This window comes from Streptomyces sp. NPDC002701, assembly GCF_042889045.1.
In the GTDB taxonomy this organism is placed as follows: Bacteria; Actinomycetota; Actinomycetes; order Streptomycetales; family Streptomycetaceae; genus Streptomyces.
This window is the reverse complement of sequence record NZ_JBIAQL010000002.1, coordinates 306579-325250: the sequence shown is the minus strand read 5'-3', so window position 1 is coordinate 325250 and position 18672 is coordinate 306579. Positions and strand designations below refer to the sequence as shown.

The window sequence follows — 18672 nt, the reverse complement described above, 5'->3', positions numbered from 1 at the left end:
GTGCTGGTCGGGCGTGCGGGTCAGGCGTGCTGGTCGGGCGGGGCGGGCTGCTCAGGGGAGGCGTCGGGATCGCGTGCCAGCACGCCGAGGGGCACGGGCCGGGCGAACGGCCGCCGTGAGGGCGTCGGCGGGCATCCCGTGAGCCCCGCCACCGCGGGGCCGCAGATACGGCCCTGGCACCAGCCCATCCCGGCGCGGGTCAGCAGTTTCACCGTGCGGACGTCCTCGGCGCCGAGCTCGCCGACGGCCTCCCGGATCGCGGAGGCGGGTACTTCCTCGCAGCGGCACACCACGGTGTCGTCCCCGATCCGTTCGGTCCAGCGGGCGGGCGCCGCGCAGACGCTGTCGACGGCGGCGAAGAACTCCCGCAGGCCGCCCCGTACCCCGGCGGCCCGGGCGACGGAACCCGGCTCGGGCGCACGGGAGCCGAACCGGGCCGCGACGGAGAGTCCCGCGATCCGGCCCTCGGCCAGCGAGAGCGCCGCGCCGCCGATCCCGGTGATCTCACCGGCGGCCCAGACGCCCGGTACATCGGTGCGCTGCTCGTCGTCCACCGCGACGTTCACCCCGTCGAGCCGGCAGCCGAGCGTCTCGGCGAGGTCGGTGTGCGGGAGCATGCCGTGTCCGACGGCGAGGCTGTCGCAGGGGATGCGCCTCTCGCTGCCGTCCCTGACCCGTCCGTCGTGGTCGAGCGCGGCGACGGTCACGGCCTCCACCCGGTCGGTGCCGTGTGCCGCGACGACGGTGTGACGGACGAGGACCCCGACCCGGTGCCGCGCCAACGCGGCCGCGTACCGGGCGCCTTCGGCGAGCTTGTCCGGATGGGCGGCGAGGACCCGGGCGTGCCGCGCGAGGGCCCTGGGGTCGGCGGACTCCACGAGGGCGGCCACCTTCGCCCCGGCCGCGGCCAGCCCGACCGCCACCGGCATCAGCAGCGGCCCGGTGCCGGCGACCACGGCGGTACGGCCCGGCAGCACGAGCCCGTCCTTGAGCATGGCCTGCGCGCCGCCCGCGGTGACGACTCCGGGGAGCGTCCAGCCGGGGAAGGGCAGCACCTTCTCGTACCCGCCGGTGGCGAGGAGCAGGGCGTCGGCGCGGACGGTTGCGGGTTCCTCCTGCTCGGGTCCGCGCAGGGCGTGCACGACGAATTCGCCGGACGCCCGCTCGACGCACCACACATGATGATCCGTCAGGTGGGTGACGCGTCCCGCCGCGACGTGCGCCGCGAGCCCGTCGCGGAGTCTCTCCCAGGTACGCCACTGGTGGTGCAGGGCGCGGGAGCGGCGGGCCCCCAGTCCGGCGGCGGGCTGCCGGTAGAACTGCCCGCCCGCCTCCGCGGCGGCGTCCACGAGGGTCACCCGCACGCCCCGCGCGGCGGCGGCGAGGGTGGCGGTGAGACCGGCGGGACCCGCACCGATCACCGTGAGGCGGACGCGCACCGCGATCGCACGTCGTTCACTCATCGTGTCCGGTGCCTTCCTGGGTGCGGATCACGTCACCGGGCTCGGCGCGCACCAGGCAGGCCCGCTGGTTGGGCCGCCCGTTGACGGTCAGCAGGCAGTCGAAGCACACCCCGATCCCGCAGAAGACACCGCGCGGTTCGCCCGTCCCCCGGGTCGTACGCCAGGACATGACACCCGCCGACCACAGCGCGGCCGCGATCGTCCGGCCGGGCAGGACGGCGATCTCCCGGCCGTCGAACGTGACGGTGAAGGACGGCTCCGGCCGGGCCCGGACCAGCCGCACGGGGGTACGCGGCATCACAGCTCTCTTTCGGGTCGCGCATCGGAAGGACGGTCGGGAAAGCGGTCGGGGCGGAACGGCGTGAGATCCAGGTCGGGCGTCCCGCCCGTCAGCACCTGGGCGAGCAGGTGCCCTGTTCCGGTGGCGAGTCCGATGCCCGCGCCCTCGTGCCCGCAGGCGTGGAAGAGACCGGGCAGCCGCGCGTCGGGCCCGATGGCGGGCAGGTGGTCGGGCAGGTACGGGCGGAAGCCGAGGTAGGCGCGCACGGCCCGCACCTGCGCCAGGAAGGGGAACAGCAGGGTCGCCCCCGCCGCGAGCTCCCGGGTGACGGGTAGCGAGAAGGAGCGGTCGAAGCCGACCCGCTCCCGGCTGGCCCCGATCAGTACCGGTCCGGCCGCCGTGCCCTCGACGACCGGCGAGGTCTGGAGCGCCGCCGAGTCGCTGGCCACGTCGGCCACGTAGTCCGCCGCGTACACCTTGTGGCGCACCCGGCGCGGCAGCGGCTCGGTGACGAGGACGAACCCGCGCCGCGGCAGCACCGGCAGGGACACCCCGGCCAGCGCGGCCAGTTCGCCTCCCCAGGTCCCGGCCGCGTTGACGACCGCGGGGGCGTGGATGTCACCGTGCGGGGTGCGGACCCCGCGCACCGCTCCCGACGGTGTGCGCAGCACGTCGGTGACCGGGCGGCCCGTCAGCAGTTCGGCGCCCGCCGTGCGGGCGAGCCGGACGAGACGGGCGGCCGCGAGGGCCGGCATCACCTGGGCGTCCTGCGGGTAGAGCACGCCCCCGGCCAGTCCCTTCGCGAGGTGGGGCTCGTGGTCGTGCAGCCGGTCCGCCGTCACGGCCACGGCCTCCACCCCGGCCGCCCGCTGGCCGGCGGCGAGTACGCCGAGCGCGGCCAGCCCGTGTTCGCCGGAGGCGACGACCAGTCCGCCCTTGGCCTCGTACTCGACGGACTCCCCCACGCCGGGTTCGGCGGCGAGGTCCGCCCACATCCGGCCGGACAGCAGGGCGAGGCCGAGTTCGGCCCCGGGCTCCTTGTCGGAGACGAGCAGGTTGCCCTCCCCCGCCCCGGTGGTGCCGCCGCCCACGGACCCACGGTCCACTACCACGACACGCAGCCCCGCCCGAGCGGCATACAGCGCGGAGGCCGCCCCCACCGCCCCGGCCCCCACCACAACGACATCGCAGGTCAGCGCCACACTCACGCCAGTACTATGTCACATACCCCACTCAGCCGACAGAGCCGCCCCGTCAGGGGCGCGGGGAACTGCGCGCCCAGCCCCCACCCACCCGCACCCGACAACGCAAGCTGCACACCCCGCACTCCTCACCCCACCCCGCGGCTCCTCACCCGCGACGCAGCACCATCCACCGCGACGGCAACTCGATCCGCGAGCCGTCGGCGCGACACTCCGTCGTGGCGAGCGGCAGCTCCCCACTCGCCAGCACGACGAGCCCCGCGGTCCGCAGATATCCGGGAACGGCGGCATCGGCCACCTCCCCCGGCGCGATCCCGTGCCGGAGAACGGGCGCGAGCTTCGCCGGCGGCCCCCCGGGCCCCTGGGCGAGCCCCCGCAGCAGAGCTCCCGCCTCCTCGGCGAGCTCCACGACGAACGCCCGCCCCCGGTCGCCCACGAGCGTGGCGAGACCGTCGACGAGCGCCTGCCGGTCGTCCGCCTCGCACTGATGGAGGACCCCCCGCATGTACACGTTCACGTCACCGAGCTCCGCGTGCAGCATCTCGGCCTCGGCCTTCTCCGCCGCGTCGAACAGCCGGTACGACGCCTGCCCCGCCGGGTCCGCGAGCCGGGCGTGGTCGAGGGCGGCGGCCGACAGATCGGCCCCGACGACCCGCGGGTACCGGTCGGCGAGGAACCGCGTCTGGGTGCCGTTTCCGCAGCCGAGGTCCACCAGGGGTAGCCCGGGCGCGCCCAGGAACGGTTCGAGGAGCGCGAGATGGACCTTCGCGGTGAGGGACGGCTCGGCGTCCCACAAGACGGCTCCCTGCTCGGTGGGAGCTTCACGCCAGAAGCCCTCCCAGGCTTCTCTGTACCGAGTGGTCACGCTCATGCCGGCTCCCCAGGATGCGACCGCGGACCGCCGAAAAGTGACGGGCAGTCCGGTCTACCGCGCCCGGCGCGCGGGGACAAGCACACGGCGCACACCTTCACGACGCGGCACGTTTCGTTCGAGCGGCGCGGCACGGTCACCGTGAGCGGCCCGGCACGGTCACCGTGAGCGGCGCGGCACCGTCAGCTCGAACCACACCGTCTTGCCGGAGGTGGTCCGGCTGGTCCCCCACTGGCGCGCCAGTGTGCTGACCACGCGCATCCCCCGCCCGGACGCGTCGAGCGGGCCGGCACTGAGCAGCGTCGGCAGGGTGTGGTCGTCGTCGTCCACCTCGCACAGCAGGGTGTCGCCCCGGACCAGCCGGAGGTCGATCGGCCTGCTGTGGGAGTGCCGTACGGCGTTGGTGACGAGCTCGCTCACCAACAGCTCCGCCGTGTCCGCCAGGGAGGTGAGCCCCCACACGTGGAGCTGTTCGCGGACGGCGGCGCGCGCCCGGTGGACCTCCCGCGGGTCGTGCCCGATCCGCCACTCGGCGACGTCCTCGGGTTCGATGCCGTTGAGCCTGGCCATCAGGAGCGCCACGTCGTCCTTGCGGCCGCCGAGGTCCGCTTCCGAGAAGGTCGCGGCCAGGGCCCGGATGATGGTGTCGCAGGCGTCGTCCATGGACGCGGCCGGGTGGGCCGCGGACTCGCAGAGCGTGGCGAGGCCGACGCCGATGTCCTCACCGCGTACCTCGACGAGTCCGTCGGTGCACATCACCAGCCGGTCGCCGGGCGCCACCCGTACACGTACGGACTCGAAGGGCACCCCGCCGACGCCGATGGGCGCGCCCGTCGGCAGGTCGAGCAGATCGCTGTGGCCGTTCTCGGCGCGGACCAGCACGGGCGGGATGTGGCCCGCGTTGGCGATCTCCAGCTCGCTCGCGATGGGGTCGTAGATCGCGTACAGGCAGGTCGCGAGGTAGTGCTCGCCGAGCCGCTGGGCCAAATCGTCGAGGTTGCGCAGGAGTTGGGCGGGCGGCAGGTCGAGGGCCGCCATGGTCTGCACGGCGGTGCGCAACTGCCCCATCATCGCCGCCGAGTTCAGGCCGTGTCCCATCACGTCGCCGACGACGAGTGCCGTCCGCGATCCGGGCAGTTTGACGGAGTCGAACCAGTCGCCGCCGACCCGCCCGAGCAGGGTGCCCGGCAGGTAGCGGGTGGCGATGTCGCAGCCGGACATCCGCGGGGCGATGTGCGGCAGCATGCTGTCCTGGAGGGTCTCGGCGACGCTCTCCTGGTACGTGTACATGCGGGCGTTGTCAAGTACGAGCCCGGCGCGGGCGGCGAGTTCGGCGCCGGTGGCACGGTCCATGTCGTTGAACTCGACGCGCTCCGGATGGCGCAGCAGGATCATGAAGCCGAGGACGACATGCCGGGCCTTGAGGGGCACGACGAGCATGGAGCGGCCGGTGATGAGGGGCCGGATGTCGCGCTTCTCGAACTGCGCGGCGATCATGTGGCCCAGCTGCTCGCTGATGCGGGGCACGAGGACGGGTTCGCCGGTGGTCATGCACTGGAAGAACGGGGTGTGCGCCGGGAACGGCATGGCCTCGCCGACCGGCACGACGTCGTCCCAGCGGCCCGGCTCGTCCGTGTGCTCCAGCGCGACCCGGTGCCACATGGTGGTCGTGTCGGGCACGCCCTCGGGGAACCCCTCGCCCGCGACGACCTGTTCGCGCAGGTAGGTGCCGGCCACGTCCGTGAAGCGCGGGACGACGGCCTTGCTGACCTCGACGATGGTGCGGGACAGGTCGAGCGAGGTGCCGATGCGTCCGCTGACCTCGTTCAGGAACTCCAGCCGCTCCCGGACAGCCGCGTACTCGAGGTCCTCGACCTCGTCCGCGGCGTCCTGCGGCGGAGGTTCACCCGACTCGGCCGCCGCGGCGGCCCGCTCCCGGCGGGCCTTGCGCTCGGCGCGCCGCGGCACACCCCAGTCGGGGGTGACGGGGACCCGGTCGTTCTGGCTGAACTCGAGGACCGGATAGCCCAGTTCGAGTACCTGGGCGACGATGCGGGCGCTCTCGCCGACGCTCATGCTCGGCAGGATCTCGGGCAGCCTGCGCGCCAGTTCCTCGGAGCCCGGGAAGTCGGTGTGCAGCGCGAATCCGGGTGCGATGCGCTCCACGGCCACTCCCGCGCCGCCGTCCTCGTGGCGCAGCGCGCCCGCGTCGGCGGCGAGCACCAGCAGCCGCTCCGGTCCCGGCCCCACCAGCGGGTACGCCCACCACAGCACATCGATCCGGTCGCTGTCGGTGACCGTCAGCCGGGCGCGTCCCGCCGCCGGGTAGAACAGCCGCCCGTCGAGGGAGGATTCGAGGTCGGGTCCGAGTCCGTCGTACGGCCCGTAGGGCGCGCTCGCGTCGTCCTCGGGCAGGGCACCGGAGACGGGCAGCAGATCGGCGACGGGACGGCCGAGGGCCTCTTCCCTGGCGGTGCCGAAGAGGCGACGGGCGCCCCGGCTCCAGTGCGAGACCAGGCCCGCACGGTCCACCACGACCACGGCCAGCGGAATCCGGCCCGCGGCGGCGACCCCGTTCGGAGGTACGCCCATCGGTCAGGCCCTCCCTCCCACGGTCCGCAAGATCGGCCCCACCACACCCACCACGGTACGTCCGCGGCCGGTGACGATGTGCGTCAATCCCCGAATTGCCCCGGCGCACACCAGCGCCCCGACGGGGGCGCGGGGAACACGCGACGAGCCCCCGCCGGTCCGCGGCCGGCGAACGGTCCGCGGACCCGGCCCTCGGGACCGGTGCGCTCAGTCCTCGTGCCCCAGCTGGAGATCCCGCTCGGTCCGCCCTCCCCCAGCCACCTGCAGCACCGTGGCCACCGGCGGGTATCCCGCGGCGATCACCGTGTACTCCCCCGACGACAGGTCGATGAACCGGAACGCCCCGTCGCCCCCGGTGGTCAGCGTGTCCACCACGTTCCCGGCCGCGTCGAGCAGCGTCACCCGCGCGTCCTCGACGGCCCGTCCCCCGCTGGCACGCACCGTCCCCCGCAGCACCGCTCCACCCGCGAGTTCGACGTCCTGCCGCGTCTCCCGCGCCGCCTGCACGCTGACGGGCAGCGCGGCCGGGCGGAACGCCGGGGCGCTCGCGGCCAGTGTGTACTCCCCCGCCACCAGCTCCGTGATGTCGTAGCCGCCCTCCCGTCCGCTGCGCGCCGTGGCGACCACCTCGCCGTGCACGTTGGTGAGCGTGACGGTCGCGTCCCGCACCGGGGTCCCGTCCGCCGTGACCACGCTCCCGGCGAGCCGGCCCGCCCCGCCGAGCACCACGTCCAGCTCCACGGGCCGCTCCCCGACGGTGACGCTGACCGCCTGCGGCTGGTGCCCGCCGGCCGCGGCGATCAGGACGTACGACCCGGCCCCCGGCGTGGACAGCGCGTACCGTCCGTCCTCGCCGCTCGCGCCCCGCCCGATCTGCTGCCCCGCCACGTCGATGAGGGTGAGCGCGGCACGGGGCACGACGGTGCCGTCGGGGTGCTGCACGGTGCCGCAGACGGGGATCCCGGCCGCGTACGGCGAACGGGCGCCGGGGACCGCGGGGGCCGGGGCGGTGAGCGGTCCGGTCCCGGGGGCCGCGGTGGGGATGTGGTGGGACACCAGTGGTTTCTCCTTGAGGAAGAAGGTGACGAGCAGGCCCAGGACGAGCACCGGCACGAAGTACAGGAAGATCCGCGGCATCGCGTCGGCGTACGCCGCGGCGTAGCCCTCGCGCAGTTCGGCGGGCAGCGCGTGGACGAGCTGCGGGGTGAGGGACGCGGGGTCGGGCAGGCCGGCCCCGGCGGACCGTCCTTCGGCGGGCAGCCGTTCGGTGAGCGAATCGGCGAGCCGGCCGGCGAGGAGCGTGCCGAAGACCGCCATGGCGACGCTGCCACCGAGCTGCCGGAAGTAGGTGGTGGCGCCGGTCGCGGCGGTGAGGTCGTGCGGATGCGCGGAGTTCTGCGCGGCGAGCACCAGCACCGGCATGACCAGGCCGATGCCGGCGCCGAGCACGGCCGTCCACACGCTGTGGTGCAGCTGGGGTGTGTCGGTCTCCAGCCGCGAGAGCAGCCACATGCCGACGACGCACAGGGCGCCGCCGAGGACCGGATACACCTTGTAGCGGCCGGTGCGGCCGATGAGGTGTGCCGAGACGATCGAGGCGCCGACGATCCCGCCCGTCATCGGGAGCATCAGCAGGCCGGACCCGGTGGCGGTGGCGCCGCCGGCCATCTGCAGATATGTGGGCAGGTGGCTCGCCGCGCCGAAGAGGGCGGCGCCGACGGTCACGCCCACGAGAGCGGTGACGGCGAAGGTCCCGTCGCGGAACAGCCGCAGGGGGATGAGGGGTTCGGCCGCGCGGTGCTCGGCGAGGAGGAAGAGCGCGGTCGCGGCGACGGTCCCCGCGGCGAGCCCGAGGACGACGCGCGAGTCCCAGGCGTACGCCGTGCCGCCCCAGCCGGCCAGCAGCACGAGGCAGGTGGACGCGGCGGCGAGCAGCACGGCGCCGAGGAGGTCGAGTCGCGCTCCGGCGGCGGACTTCGGCACCTTGAGGACGGCGGTCACGACGGCCAGGGCGACGAGGCCGAGGGGCACGTTGAGGTAGAAGCACCAGCGCCAGGAGACCTGGTCGGTGAGGTAGCCGCCGAGCAGCGGTCCCGCGACCGAGGCGAGGCCGAACACGGCGCCGGCCAGGGCCAGTTGGCGGGCCCGTTCCCGGGGCGGCGCGATGTCCGCGACGATCGCCTGTACGCCGATCAGGAGACCGCCGGCGCCCACCCCCTGGAGGGCGCGGAAGGCGATCAACTGGTCCATGGTGCGCGCCGATCCGGCCAGCGCGGAGCCGATCACGAAGACGACGACCGCGAACTGGAAGACGCCCTTGCGGCCGTGGAGATCCCCGAACCTGCCGTAGACGGGCAGCACCACGGTCGACGCGAGGAGGTAGGCGGTGATCGTCCAGGACATCCGGTCCAGGCCGTGCAGCTCTCCGGCGATCTCCGGGAGGGCGGTGGCGACGATCATCTGCTCCAGCGCCGCGAGCAGCAGCACCGTCATGAGCGCGAAGAGGACGAGACGCACCCGGCGCGGGCTCATGAGCTCCGACTGCCGCTGGGGCGAGGGCAGTTGGGGCGTGTCCGGGGCCGGAGCCGAGACGTCCCGTCCGCTCTCCGCCAGAACCGTGCCGCCCACGTGCTGCTCCCCTCGTCGCGCCTGCGCGGCCCATTTCTCGCATTACGCGACATCTGGGAGCAAGCGCGACGAGTCACCCTGCGACCGGTCCGGCGGACGTATCCGCCGGTGGGAGCCCTGCGGCGGAGAACCGGGCGGAACGTGGAACCACTCGAAACGGTGAGCGTGCGCGGTCAGCGGGCCCGGCGGGTCCGTGCGGGTCCGCCGGGCCCGGGAGGTGCTACTTCTCCATCTCGGCGGCGAGGTTCGCCAGCACCCCGTCGTAGATGCGGGCGAGGCCCTTGGGTGCGAAGGTCCTCTCGAAGAAGCCGCCGATGCCGCCGGCGCCGTTCCAGACGCTGGTCACGACGACCCGGGCCCTGCCCTCGCCGGCCGGGGTGACCCGCCAGGTGGTGACCATGGAGGAGTTGCGGTCCTTCTCCACGAGCTCACCGTCGGTGGGCTCGCTCACCTCGAGCAGGCAGTCGCGGACCCGCTTGCTGGTGGCCTGCAGCCTCCAGTGGACGAGGCTCCCCTCGCCGTCGCCGCCCTCGCGCACCTCGTACTCGCTGAAGTGCTCGGTCAGGAGCTTCGAACGCGTGCCGTTGTAGTCGGCCAGCGCATCGAACACGTCGTCCGGCTGACCCGTTACGACTCGTTCCGTGGTGGCCTCGACCTGCGCCATTGCGTTCCTCCAGCACTCGGGATCTCGGACGTCAGCGCTCAGCCAACCATCACGCCGCCGAGCCGCTCAAATCGGGGTCCTCTCATCGATCGGAAAGGGGTTCGCACGATCAAGGGAACATGTGTTCTATTCTGTGGTCAGTGCTATCGAGGAGGCGTCATGCGGTGGGAGAACCTCACAGTGGAGTCCGGCGGGAACCCGCCCGGGAACCCCGCCCTGTTCGGCGCGGACACGGTGATCACCCGTACGTTCGACACGCCGGAGTTCCGTGGGATCACGTTCCACGAGATCCGGGCCCGGTCGATCGTCAACCGCGTACCGGGGGCCTCGCGCATGCCCTTCGAGTGGACGGTCAACCCCTACCGGGGGTGCACGCACGCGTGCGTCTACTGTTTCGCCCGCAGGACCCACAGCTATCTCGACCTCGACACCGGGCTGGGCTTCGACAGCCAGATCGTGGTGAAGGTGAACGCCCCGGAGCTGCTGCGGCGGCACCTCGGCTCACGGCGCTGGCTCGGCGATCACATCGCGATGGGCACGAACGTGGACTGCTACCAGCGCGCCGAGGGCCGCTACCAGCTGATGCCCGGCATCATCGCGGCCCTGCGCGATCACGCGAACCCCTTCTCGATCCTCACGAAGGGCACGCTGATCCTGCGCGACCTCGACCTCCTGAAGCAGGCGGCGGCCGTCACGGAGGTCGGGATCTCCGTCTCCGTGGGCTTCACCGACGACGAACTGTGGCGGACCGTGGAGCCGGGCACACCGCGCCCCGAGCGCCGCCTCGACGTCGTCCGTACCCTGAGCGGGCACGGCATCGACTGCGGGGTCCTGATGGCCCCGGTGATCCCCTTCCTGGGCGACGACCCGTCCCAACTGCGGGCGACGGTACGGGCGATCGCCGCGTCCGGCGCGACCTCGGTGACCCCCCTCGTGCTGCATCTGCGGCCCGGGGCCCGCGAGTGGTTCATGAGCTGGCTGGGACACCACCACCCGCATCTCGTGCGCCGGTACGAACGGCTCTACGCGGAGGGCGCGTACGCCCCGAAGTGGTACCAGCGCCGGATCACCCGGCAGGTGCACGAACTGGCCGAGGAGTACGGCATCGGCCCGACGCGCCCGGGGATGCCCCGCAGGATCCCGCTGCCCGAACCGGTCGCACCGGAACCCACCCAGCTCACCCTCCTGTGACCGGCGCTCCCCCGCGCACCGGCCGGCACACCGCGCCCGGCATCCGGCCGCATCGGGCAGCCCGATGGGGTCAACTCTCGGCCTGAGCGGTCCCTGCGGGCGTCCGCGCCGGAACGATACGGCCAAAGCCGTGGCAGCACGGCTCCCTGCCCGGTACCTCACCGTGAGGTGATACATCGTGAACCGTCGCGCAGCCGCTCTGTGCGGTGCCGCCGCCGTGGTCGCCGGACTGATCACCGCCGTCCCGGCCGACGCGAGCCCGGGACCCGCGGACTCCCCGGGCCCCGCCCCCTCCGCCGGCCCGGCGGGGCCCGTCTGGAAGAAGTGCGGCACCCGGAGTCACCCGACGCTCCAGTGCGCGTCCCTGAAGGTGCCGCTCGACCACGCCGACCCGCACGGACGGCGTGTCACGCTCGCGCTGTCACGGGTCCCGCACACCTCGAAGAAGACCTACCAGGGACCCCTGCTGGTGAACCCGGGCGGCCCCGGCGGCAGCGGACTCACCCTCGCCGGGTTCGTCGCGTCCTCGCTGCCGAAGCGGGTGGCCGCCCAGTACGACGTCATCGGCTTCGACCCGCGCGGGGTCGGCGCGAGCAGACCCGCCCTGAACTGCCGGCCGGGACACTTCGCCCCGGTGCGGCCCGACTCGCTCCCGGTCGGCCGGGCCCTGGAGAAGGCGAACCTGGACCGCGTCCGAGCCTTCGCGCGGGCCTGCGCGGACAGACACGGGGATGTGCTGCCGTACATCGACACGGTGAGCGCGGCCCGGGACATGGACGCGATCCGCCGCGCCCTCGGCGCCGAGAAGATCAACTACTTCGGGTACTCGTACGGCACGTACCTGGGCGCCGTCTACGCGAAGCTCCATCCGCAGCGGGTACGGCGCATGGTGCTGGACTCCGTCGTCGACCCCACCGGCGTCTGGTACGACGACAACCTCGCGCAGGACCACGCCTTCAACTCCCGCCACCGCGCCTTCATGGCCTGGGTCGCCCGGCACGACGGGGCATACGGGCTCGGCACGGATCCGGAGAGGATCGAGACGGCCTGGTACCGGATGCGGGCGGCGCTGGCGAGGAAGCCCGCGCAGCAGAAGGTCGGCGCCTCCGAACTGGAGGACACCTTCTCCCCCGGCGGCTACTACAACGGCTACTGGCCGTACCTCGCCGAGGCGTTCGCCGCCTACACGAACGACGGGAACGACGACCCGCTGGTCGAGGCGTACGAGAACTTCGGCGCCGTCGGTGCCTCCGGTGACAACGGCTACAGCGTCTACACCGCGGTGCAGTGCCGTGACGCGCACTGGCCCCGCGACTGGGACGAGTGGCGCGACGACAACTGGGCGGTGTACGCGAAGGCCCCCTTCATGGCCTGGAACAACGCCTGGTACAACGCGCCGTGCGCGTTCTGGCCGGCGGCCCCGGCCGAACCCGTGGACGTCTCGAACGACACGGTGCCGCCGGTGCTGCTGTTCCAGGCGACGGACGACGCGGCCACTCCCTACGAGGGCGCTGTCACGCTCCATCACCTGCTGCGCGGCTCCAGCCTGGTCGTCGAGGAGGGCGGCGGCAACCACGGCATCACGCTGAGCGGGAACACCTGCCTGGACGAGCACCTGGCCACCTACCTGACCGACGGCAGGGTGCCGCGCGACGGCGGCGAGGCCGACGCCCGGTGCGCAAGGCTGCCCGACCCCGAACCACCGGGCACGAAGACCCCGGCCCACTCCCGCGGCACGGCACTGCACGGACTCCTCGGCTTCCGGGGCTGAGCGGGTCCGAGGTGCGGTACGTGTGGGGGCTGCGTGGCGTCCGCGGCGGTGTTGGGCCGGTCATCGCCTGAGGACGGCGCCTTCGCTCGCCTGGTGTGGTGGGCGTACCGCCTGTCGGACCGTTGCCGGATCGCTGTCGGCGGGGCGGCACATTTCCGGGTGGGCCCGGGCCCGCCGGAGGCGTGCGGCACTACGTTCGGGGCACATCGGCGCATCCCGCCCCGGGAGAGCCGGCCGTCCGGAGGGAGAGGCTCCGCATGCTGGCCGAGGACCGGCGCGCCGGCCGTCGCCATCGTGACTCAGCCCGGACCGGACTGCGGCGGTGGGGACGGTCGACGAGGCGTTGCGGGAGGCGGCCCCGTCGGCCGCCCTCCGTGCGGGTGCGTCCCCGGTCCGTCGTGACCCGGGCTAATCGCGGTCGCGGGGCGTGCGCTGGGCCGGGAGCCGCTTCAGGGCGTCCGCCGCCGCCCGGGCCAGTTCCGGCCGGACCAGGGCTTCGTTCAGGACGGGCCGCGCCTTCTCGTCACCCAGGGCGCCCAGCCCTTCCACACAGGCGAGGGCGACCCGGCGGTACGGGTCGTGCGGGCGGAACCTGCGGGCCAGGGTGGTGATCAGAGCGGGGACGGACTCCGGCGCACGCAGTTCGACGAGCAGCCGGACCGGATGGAGGGCGTAGGCGACGCGCAGTTCGTTGGTGGCGAGGGCGGCCGCCGCCCGGGCGGTGCGCGGGTCGCCGAGCCGGGCCAGGGCGTACGCGGCGGACGCGCAGCGCTGCGGATCCCGGTGGTTGAGCAGCAGGACCAGCGCCTCGAAGGCCCGCCGGTCACCGGCGACACCGAGTCGGAAGGCGGCCAGTTCCCTTGCCCAGAGCGGCTGTTCGGGGGCGATGAGCACGGCGGCCAGCTCGTCGAGATCCTTGGTCGCGGCGAGTCGTTCGCACGCGGAGGACGCCGACGTGCCCGCCTCCTGCCGTAAGCGCTGGGTGAGCGTTCGCAACTCTTCGTCCATGACACAGAAGACTATCCGCGACTTACGTCACAAAGACATGTCCGGGAGACGGGCTGGCGCGCTCGTTACTCACCGGTTAAGCTCAATCGAGCGAGTTACCCACTCGCTGACCTGCTCGTGGTGGCCTGGTGACGCAGCCGCCACGGATGCCTGTCGGTTCGGTACTTCGGATACCGCAGTACGACATGGCCCCGGGACAGGGCCGGTCGGATCCTCCTCACCGTTTCGCGGCCCTGCGCTCCGCACCCGTGAACGGCACCGGGCGTGTGCGCCTCGCAGCCCGGCAGCACCCGCACCTCCCGTACCCGCGTGCGCCCGTCGGCGTATCCCGGTGCGTCCCTCAGTCGTCACTCATTCCTGGAGTCCCGCGATGGCCACTCCCCTGTCCGACCCCTCTCCGTCCTCTTCCGGGGCACCTCTCAGGACCGTCGCCGTCGTCGGCCTCGGCACGATGGGCACCGGTATCGCCGAGATCCTCGCCCGGGCCGGCCGCGAGGTCGTCGGCATCGACATCAGCGAGGCCGCCGCCGCCCAGGCCGTCGGCGCGCTCGAGTCGGCGACCGCCCGTGCCGTGCAGCGCGGACGCCTCACCGGGCAGGAGCGCGACGACACCCTCGCCCGCTTCCGTACGTTCACGGATCTGCGCGCCGCGGCCGACGCCGACCTGGTGATCGAGGTGGCGCCGGAGTCGTACGAGATCAAGCACCAGATCTTCCGTGAGCTGGACGGTGTCGTGCGTCCGGGGACGATCCTGGCGACCGGCACGAACGCGCTGTCCGTCACCCGGCTGGCGGCCGACTCGGCACACCCCGAGCGGGTGCTCGGCCTGCACTTCTTCAACCCCGCGCCCGCGATGAAGCTCGTCGAGGTCGTCTCGTCCGTGCTGACCGCGCCGGGCGCCGTCGCCGCCGTCACCGACCTCGCCCTCGAACTCGGCAAGGAGCCCGTCGCGGTCGGCGACCGCCCCGGCTTCGTCGCGGACGGCCTGCTCTTCGGCTACCTCAACCAGGCCGCCGCGATGTACGAGGCGAAGTACGCCAGCCGGGAGGACATCGACGCCGCGATGAGGCTGGGCTGCGGGCTGCCGATGGGGCCGCTGGCCCTGCTCGACCTGATCGGTGTCGACACCGCGCGTACGGTCCTGGAGGCCATGTACGCGGAGTCGCACGACCGGCTCCACGCGCCGGCGCCCGTCCTGAAGCAGCTCAGCGAGGCCGGGCTGACCGGCCGCAAGTCGGGCCGCGGCTTCTACACGTACGACGCCCCGGGCAGTGCGACGGTCGTCCCGGACGCGCTGACACCGCAGGCGGCGGGGGGCCTCTCCGCCGCCCGGCCGGTCCGCTCGGTGGGGGTCGCGGGCTCCGGGACGATGGCGTCCGGCATCGCCGAGGTCTTCGCGAAGGCCGGGTACGACGTCGTCCTCGCCGCCCGCAGCGAGGAGAAGGCCGAGGCCGCCAGGGCCCGGATCGGCACGTCGCTGTCCCGGTCCGTCGACAAGGGGCGCATGACGGCCGAGGCGGCGGCCGGGGCACTGGGGCGGATCACCCCGGCGGGTTCGTACGAGGCGTTCGCCGACGTCGACCTCGCACTCGAGGCCGTCGCCGAGGACCTGGAGGTCAAGCAGCAGCTGTTCGCGGTGTTCGACAAGGTCTGCAAGCCGGGCGCGATCCTGGCCACCACGACCTCCTCGCTGCCCGTCGTGGCCTGCGCCCGCGCCACCTCGCGGCCGCAGGACGTGATCGGGATGCACTTCTTCAACCCCGCCCCCGCGATGAAGCTCGTCGAGGTGGTGCGCACGGTCCTGACGGCCGACGACGTGCACGCCACGGTCCGTGAGTTGTGCACGGAGATCCGCAAGCACCCGGTGGACTGCGGTGACCGGGCGGGTTTCATCGTCAACGCGCTCCTCTTCCCCTACCTCAACAACGCGATCAAGATGGTCGAGGAGCACTACGCGACGCTCGACGACATCGACGCCGCGATGAAGCTCGGCGGCGGGTACCCGATGGGTCCGTTCGAACTGCTCGACGTGGTCGGCCTGGATGTCTCGCTGGCCATCGAGAAGGTGCTGCACCGCGAGTTCCGCGACCCGGGACTCGCCCCGGCGCCCCTCCTGGAGCACCTGGTGGCCGCGGGCTGCCTCGGCCGCAAGACGGGCCGCGGCTTCCGCGAATATGCCCGCCGCTGACCCGCCACGCACCGCGGCCGACCCCGGTCCGGACGCTCACCACGTCCGGACCGGCGGTCCAGGCCCGGGAGGCGGGGGTGCGGAATGGGGCGGGCTGCTCGGGCCCGGCGAGGTCCGCCGTCCGGGGCCGGGCGGGGAAAGACCCGGTCACGAGCGCTCCGCCGCGTCCATGCAGTACGTTCGGGGCATGTCCCAGCCCGCCAAGTCCTCCCGTACACCAGCCTCGTCCGACGCGCCGGAGAGCGCGGCGGGCGGTCGCGCGGCCGCACAACGGCTGAAGATGCGCCGAGAGCTGGCGGCCGCCGCGATGGAGCTCTTCGCGACGAAGGGATACGAGGCGACGACGGTCGACGAGATCGCGGCCGCGGCCGGGGTCGCCCGGCGCACCTTCTTCCGGCACTTCCGTTCCAAGGAAGAGGCCATCTTCCCGGACCACGACGACACCCTGATCCGGGCCGAGGCGGTCCTGAACGCCGCGCCGGCCCACGAGCACCCCCTGGACACGGTGTGCCGCGGGATCAAGGAAGTCATGCAGATGTACGCGGCCAGGCCGGAGATCTCGGTCTCGCGCTACAAGCTCACCCGCGAGGTGCCGACCCTGCGGGAGGCGGAGATCGCGTCCGTGGCCCGGTACGAGCGGCTGTTCACCCGCTATCTGCTGGGGCACTTCGACGAGCACGCCCACGACGACGACGCCAACGACGACCCGCTGCTCGCGGAGGTCGCCGCGTCGGCCGTGGTCACCGCGCACAACCACGTACTGCGCAGGTGGCTGCGGGCGGGCGCCCAGGGGGACGTCGAGGCGCAGCTGGACCACGCGTTCTCGATCGTCAGGAAGACCTTCGGCACCGGGATAGGCGCCGGCCGCGACACCCCCGCGCACACCGCCCCCGTGTCCGCAGCCTCGGTGGACGGAGAGGTGCTGGTGACCGTCGCCCGGGTCGACGCTCCGCTGCACCAGGTGATGCGCACGATCGAGCAGGCCCTGAGAGAACGGTCGTAGAGCGACTCTCCGGCGCCGCGGCGCACGGCACGAGCCACAGCGCACAGCAGGAGCCACGGCGCAAGGCACCAGCCAAGGGGCACGCCCAGTAGGGCAGTGCCCCTTTTTGGATCTCTTCTGATCGATCATCGCTCATCTGTGACCGCCAGATGACAAGTGAGAGAAATTGTTGGCACTCGGTGCCTTGCTAGATGGCACGGCGTGTCATACGTTGAAGAGGTCCGGGCGGCCGGCGTGCAGAGAACCTTCGTACGCCGGCTGTCCCCGCAAGCCTCCCCCGGAGCCCCGAAAGCCCTGGGGGGACCCCCGGCCCGCGCGCCCGGACGCCTGCGTCACAGGCAACCTTCCGCGCCACAAAGCGCTGCCGAGCACGACCCCCGCCGAACCGACGGCACACCTCACCCGCAGCTACCCACCCCGACGTAACCCTCAGCGTTCTCCCTCGGACGCTCATCGCCGGAGGCAACACCGTGAAGGAAATCCTGGACGCGATCCAGTCGCAGTCGGCCACGTCCGCCGACTTCGCCGCCCTGCCGCTCCCCGAGTCCTACCGTGCGATCACCGTGCACAAGGACGAGACGGAGATGTTCGCCGGGCTCGCCACCCGCGACAAGGACCCCCGCAAGTCGATCCACCTGGACGACGTGCCGGTGCCCGAGCTCGGCCCCGGCGAGGCCCTGGTGGCCGTGATGGCCTCCTCCGTCAACTACAACTCGGTGTGGACCTCGATCTTCGAGCCGGTGTCCACCTTCAGCTTCCTGGAGCGCTACGGCAGGCTCAGCGAGCTCACCAGGCGCCACGACCTGCCGTACCACGTCATCGGTTCGGACCTCGCGGGCGTCGTCCTGCGCACCGGCCCGGGCGTGAACGCCTGGCACCCCGGCGACGAGGTCGTCGCACACTGCCTCTCCGTCGAGCTGGAGTCCAGCGACGGGCACAACGACACGATGCTCGACCCGGAGCAGCGCATCTGGGGCTTCGAGACGAACTTCGGCGGCCTCGCCGAGATCGCGCTCGTCAAGTCCAACCAGCTGATGCCCAAGCCCGATCACCTCAGCTGGGAGGAGGCCGCCTCGCCCGGCCTGGTCAACTCCACCGCGTACCGGCAGCTCGTCTCACGCAACGGCGCCGGCATGAAGCAGGGCGACAACGTCCTCATCTGGGGCGCGAGCGGCGGCCTCGGCTCGTACGCCACCCAGTTCGCGCTGGCCGGCGGCGCCAACCCCATCTGTGTGGTGAGCAGCCCCCAGAAGGCGGACATCTGCCGGGCGATGGGCGCCGAGGCGATCATCGACCGCAACGCCGAGGACTACAAGTTCTGGAAGGACGAGCAGAACCAGGACCCCCGGGAGTGGAAGCGCTTCGGCAAGCGCATCCGTGAACTGACCGGCGGCGAGGACGTCGACATCGTCTTCGAGCACCCGGGCCGCGAGACCTTCGGCGCCTCCGTCTACGTCACCCGCAAGGGCGGCACGATCGTCACCTGCGCCTCCACCTCGGGCTACACCCACGAGTACGACAACCGCTACCTGTGGATGTCCCTGAAGCGGATCATCGGCTCCCACTTCGCCAACTACCGGGAAGCCTGGGAGGCCAACCGGCTGATCGCGAAGGGCAAGATCCATCCGACGCTCTCCAGGGTGTACTCGCTGGAGGAGACCGGGCAGGCCGCCTTCGACGTGCACCGCAACCTCCACCAGGGCAAGGTCGGCGTGCTGTGCCTGGCCCCCGAGGAAGGGCTCGGGGTGCGCGACGAGGAGAAGCGCGCCCGGCACGTCGACGCCATCAACCGCTTCCGGAACGTCTGAGGT

At 72.7% G+C, this 18672-nt stretch carries 13 protein-coding genes; 5 read left to right on the top strand and 8 right to left on the bottom strand.

Features of this window, described 5'->3' with window-relative positions; genetic code table 11:
• Positions 1-20: 20 nt before the first annotated feature.
• The 7 genes from ACFYXC_RS05790 to ACFYXC_RS05760 all read right to left on the bottom strand — a co-directional run bounded on the left by ACFYXC_RS05790 (position 21) and on the right by ACFYXC_RS05760 (position 9700).
• Positions 21-1463: an FAD-dependent oxidoreductase gene (locus tag ACFYXC_RS05790; protein WP_389547399.1), complete on the bottom strand. Its 1443-nt coding sequence runs from the start codon at positions 1461-1463 to the stop codon at positions 21-23.
• Positions 1456-1761, bottom strand: a complete 306-nt coding sequence (locus ACFYXC_RS05785; protein ID WP_388917173.1) for a (2Fe-2S)-binding protein — start codon at positions 1759-1761, stop codon at positions 1456-1458. The genes ACFYXC_RS05790 and ACFYXC_RS05785 overlap by 8 nt, the downstream gene beginning before the upstream one ends.
• The gene (locus tag ACFYXC_RS05780) at positions 1761-2951 is read right to left on the bottom strand and encodes an NAD(P)/FAD-dependent oxidoreductase (protein WP_389547396.1); all 1191 of its coding nucleotides are present in this window, start codon (positions 2949-2951) and stop codon (positions 1761-1763) included. Before ACFYXC_RS05780 ends, ACFYXC_RS05785 begins: the two co-directional genes overlap by 1 nt.
• A 142-nt stretch (positions 2952-3093) precedes the next feature.
• Positions 3094-3816 (bottom strand): class I SAM-dependent methyltransferase, encoded by a 723-nt coding sequence (locus ACFYXC_RS05775; protein ID WP_389547393.1) that lies wholly within the window; start codon positions 3814-3816, stop codon positions 3094-3096.
• A 159-nt stretch (positions 3817-3975) separates the two neighbouring features.
• Complete coding sequence (locus ACFYXC_RS05770) at positions 3976-6408, bottom strand: SpoIIE family protein phosphatase (protein WP_389547390.1); 2433 nt, start codon at positions 6406-6408, stop codon at positions 3976-3978.
• Positions 6409-6615: 207 nt separating this feature from the next.
• Positions 6616-9036: an MFS transporter gene (locus ACFYXC_RS05765; protein WP_389547387.1), complete on the bottom strand. Its 2421-nt coding sequence runs from the start codon at positions 9034-9036 to the stop codon at positions 6616-6618.
• Positions 9037-9256: 220 nt separating this feature from the next.
• Complete coding sequence (locus ACFYXC_RS05760; RefSeq protein WP_389547383.1) at positions 9257-9700, bottom strand: SRPBCC family protein; 444 nt, start codon at positions 9698-9700, stop codon at positions 9257-9259.
• Positions 9701-9859: 159 nt separating this feature from the next.
• Here ACFYXC_RS05760 and ACFYXC_RS05755 point away from each other — a divergent pair, with 159 nt between their 5' ends.
• On the top strand, positions 9860-10891 hold the full coding sequence (locus tag ACFYXC_RS05755; RefSeq protein WP_389547380.1) for an Rv2578c family radical SAM protein: 1032 nt from the start codon (positions 9860-9862) through the stop codon (positions 10889-10891).
• 178 nt (positions 10892-11069) lie between these two features.
• Positions 11070-12662, top strand: coding sequence for an alpha/beta hydrolase (locus ACFYXC_RS05750; RefSeq protein ID WP_389547377.1), 1593 nt, complete (start codon positions 11070-11072; stop codon positions 12660-12662).
• Positions 12663-13070: 408 nt separating this feature from the next.
• On the opposite strand, the gene ACFYXC_RS05745 is transcribed toward ACFYXC_RS05750, so the two are convergent.
• A complete protein-coding gene (locus ACFYXC_RS05745) occupies positions 13071-13670 on the bottom strand; it encodes an adenylosuccinate lyase (RefSeq protein ID WP_388917229.1) in 600 nt (199 codons plus the stop codon).
• Positions 13671-14040: 370 nt separating this feature from the next.
• On the opposite strand from ACFYXC_RS05745, the gene ACFYXC_RS05740 reads away from it, so the two are divergent.
• From ACFYXC_RS05740 to ccrA, 3 genes are all read left to right on the top strand, one after another.
• Complete coding sequence (locus ACFYXC_RS05740) at positions 14041-15858, top strand: 3-hydroxyacyl-CoA dehydrogenase family protein (RefSeq protein WP_389547374.1); 1818 nt, start codon at positions 14041-14043, stop codon at positions 15856-15858.
• A gap of 187 nt (positions 15859-16045) precedes the next feature.
• Positions 16046-16861 carry a TetR family transcriptional regulator gene (locus tag ACFYXC_RS05735; RefSeq protein WP_388917235.1) on the top strand — a complete coding sequence of 272 codons (816 nt, stop codon included), beginning with the start codon at positions 16046-16048 and terminating at the stop codon, positions 16859-16861.
• A 470-nt stretch (positions 16862-17331) separates the two neighbouring features.
• Positions 17332-18669, top strand: coding sequence for a crotonyl-CoA carboxylase/reductase (ccrA, locus tag ACFYXC_RS05730; protein WP_389547371.1), 1338 nt, complete (start codon positions 17332-17334; stop codon positions 18667-18669).
• Positions 18670-18672: the final 3 nt, after the last annotated feature.

Bases quoted from the DNA above. Each gene is read 5' to 3' on its own strand.
- ACFYXC_RS05775 (WP_389547393.1), bottom strand. From the start codon at position 3,816: ATGAGCGTGACCACTCGGTACAGAGAAGCCTGGGAGGGCTTCTGGCGT.
- ACFYXC_RS05770 (WP_389547390.1), bottom strand. From the start codon at position 6,408: ATGGGCGTACCTCCGAACGGGGTCGCCGCCGCGGGCCGGATTCCGCTG.
- ACFYXC_RS05785 (WP_388917173.1), bottom strand. From the start codon at position 1,761: ATGCCGCGTACCCCCGTGCGGCTGGTCCGGGCCCGGCCGGAGCCGTCC.
- ACFYXC_RS05790 (WP_389547399.1), bottom strand. From the start codon at position 1,463: ATGAGTGAACGACGTGCGATCGCGGTGCGCGTCCGCCTCACGGTGATC.
- ACFYXC_RS05760 (WP_389547383.1), bottom strand. From the start codon at position 9,700: ATGGCGCAGGTCGAGGCCACCACGGAACGAGTCGTAACGGGTCAGCCG.
- ACFYXC_RS05755 (WP_389547380.1), top strand. From the start codon at position 9,860: ATGCGGTGGGAGAACCTCACAGTGGAGTCCGGCGGGAACCCGCCCGGG.
- ACFYXC_RS05745 (WP_388917229.1), bottom strand. From the start codon at position 13,670: ATGGACGAAGAGTTGCGAACGCTCACCCAGCGCTTACGGCAGGAGGCG.
- ACFYXC_RS05735 (WP_388917235.1), top strand. From the start codon at position 16,046: ATGTCCCAGCCCGCCAAGTCCTCCCGTACACCAGCCTCGTCCGACGCG.
- ACFYXC_RS05740 (WP_389547374.1), top strand. From the start codon at position 14,041: ATGGCCACTCCCCTGTCCGACCCCTCTCCGTCCTCTTCCGGGGCACCT.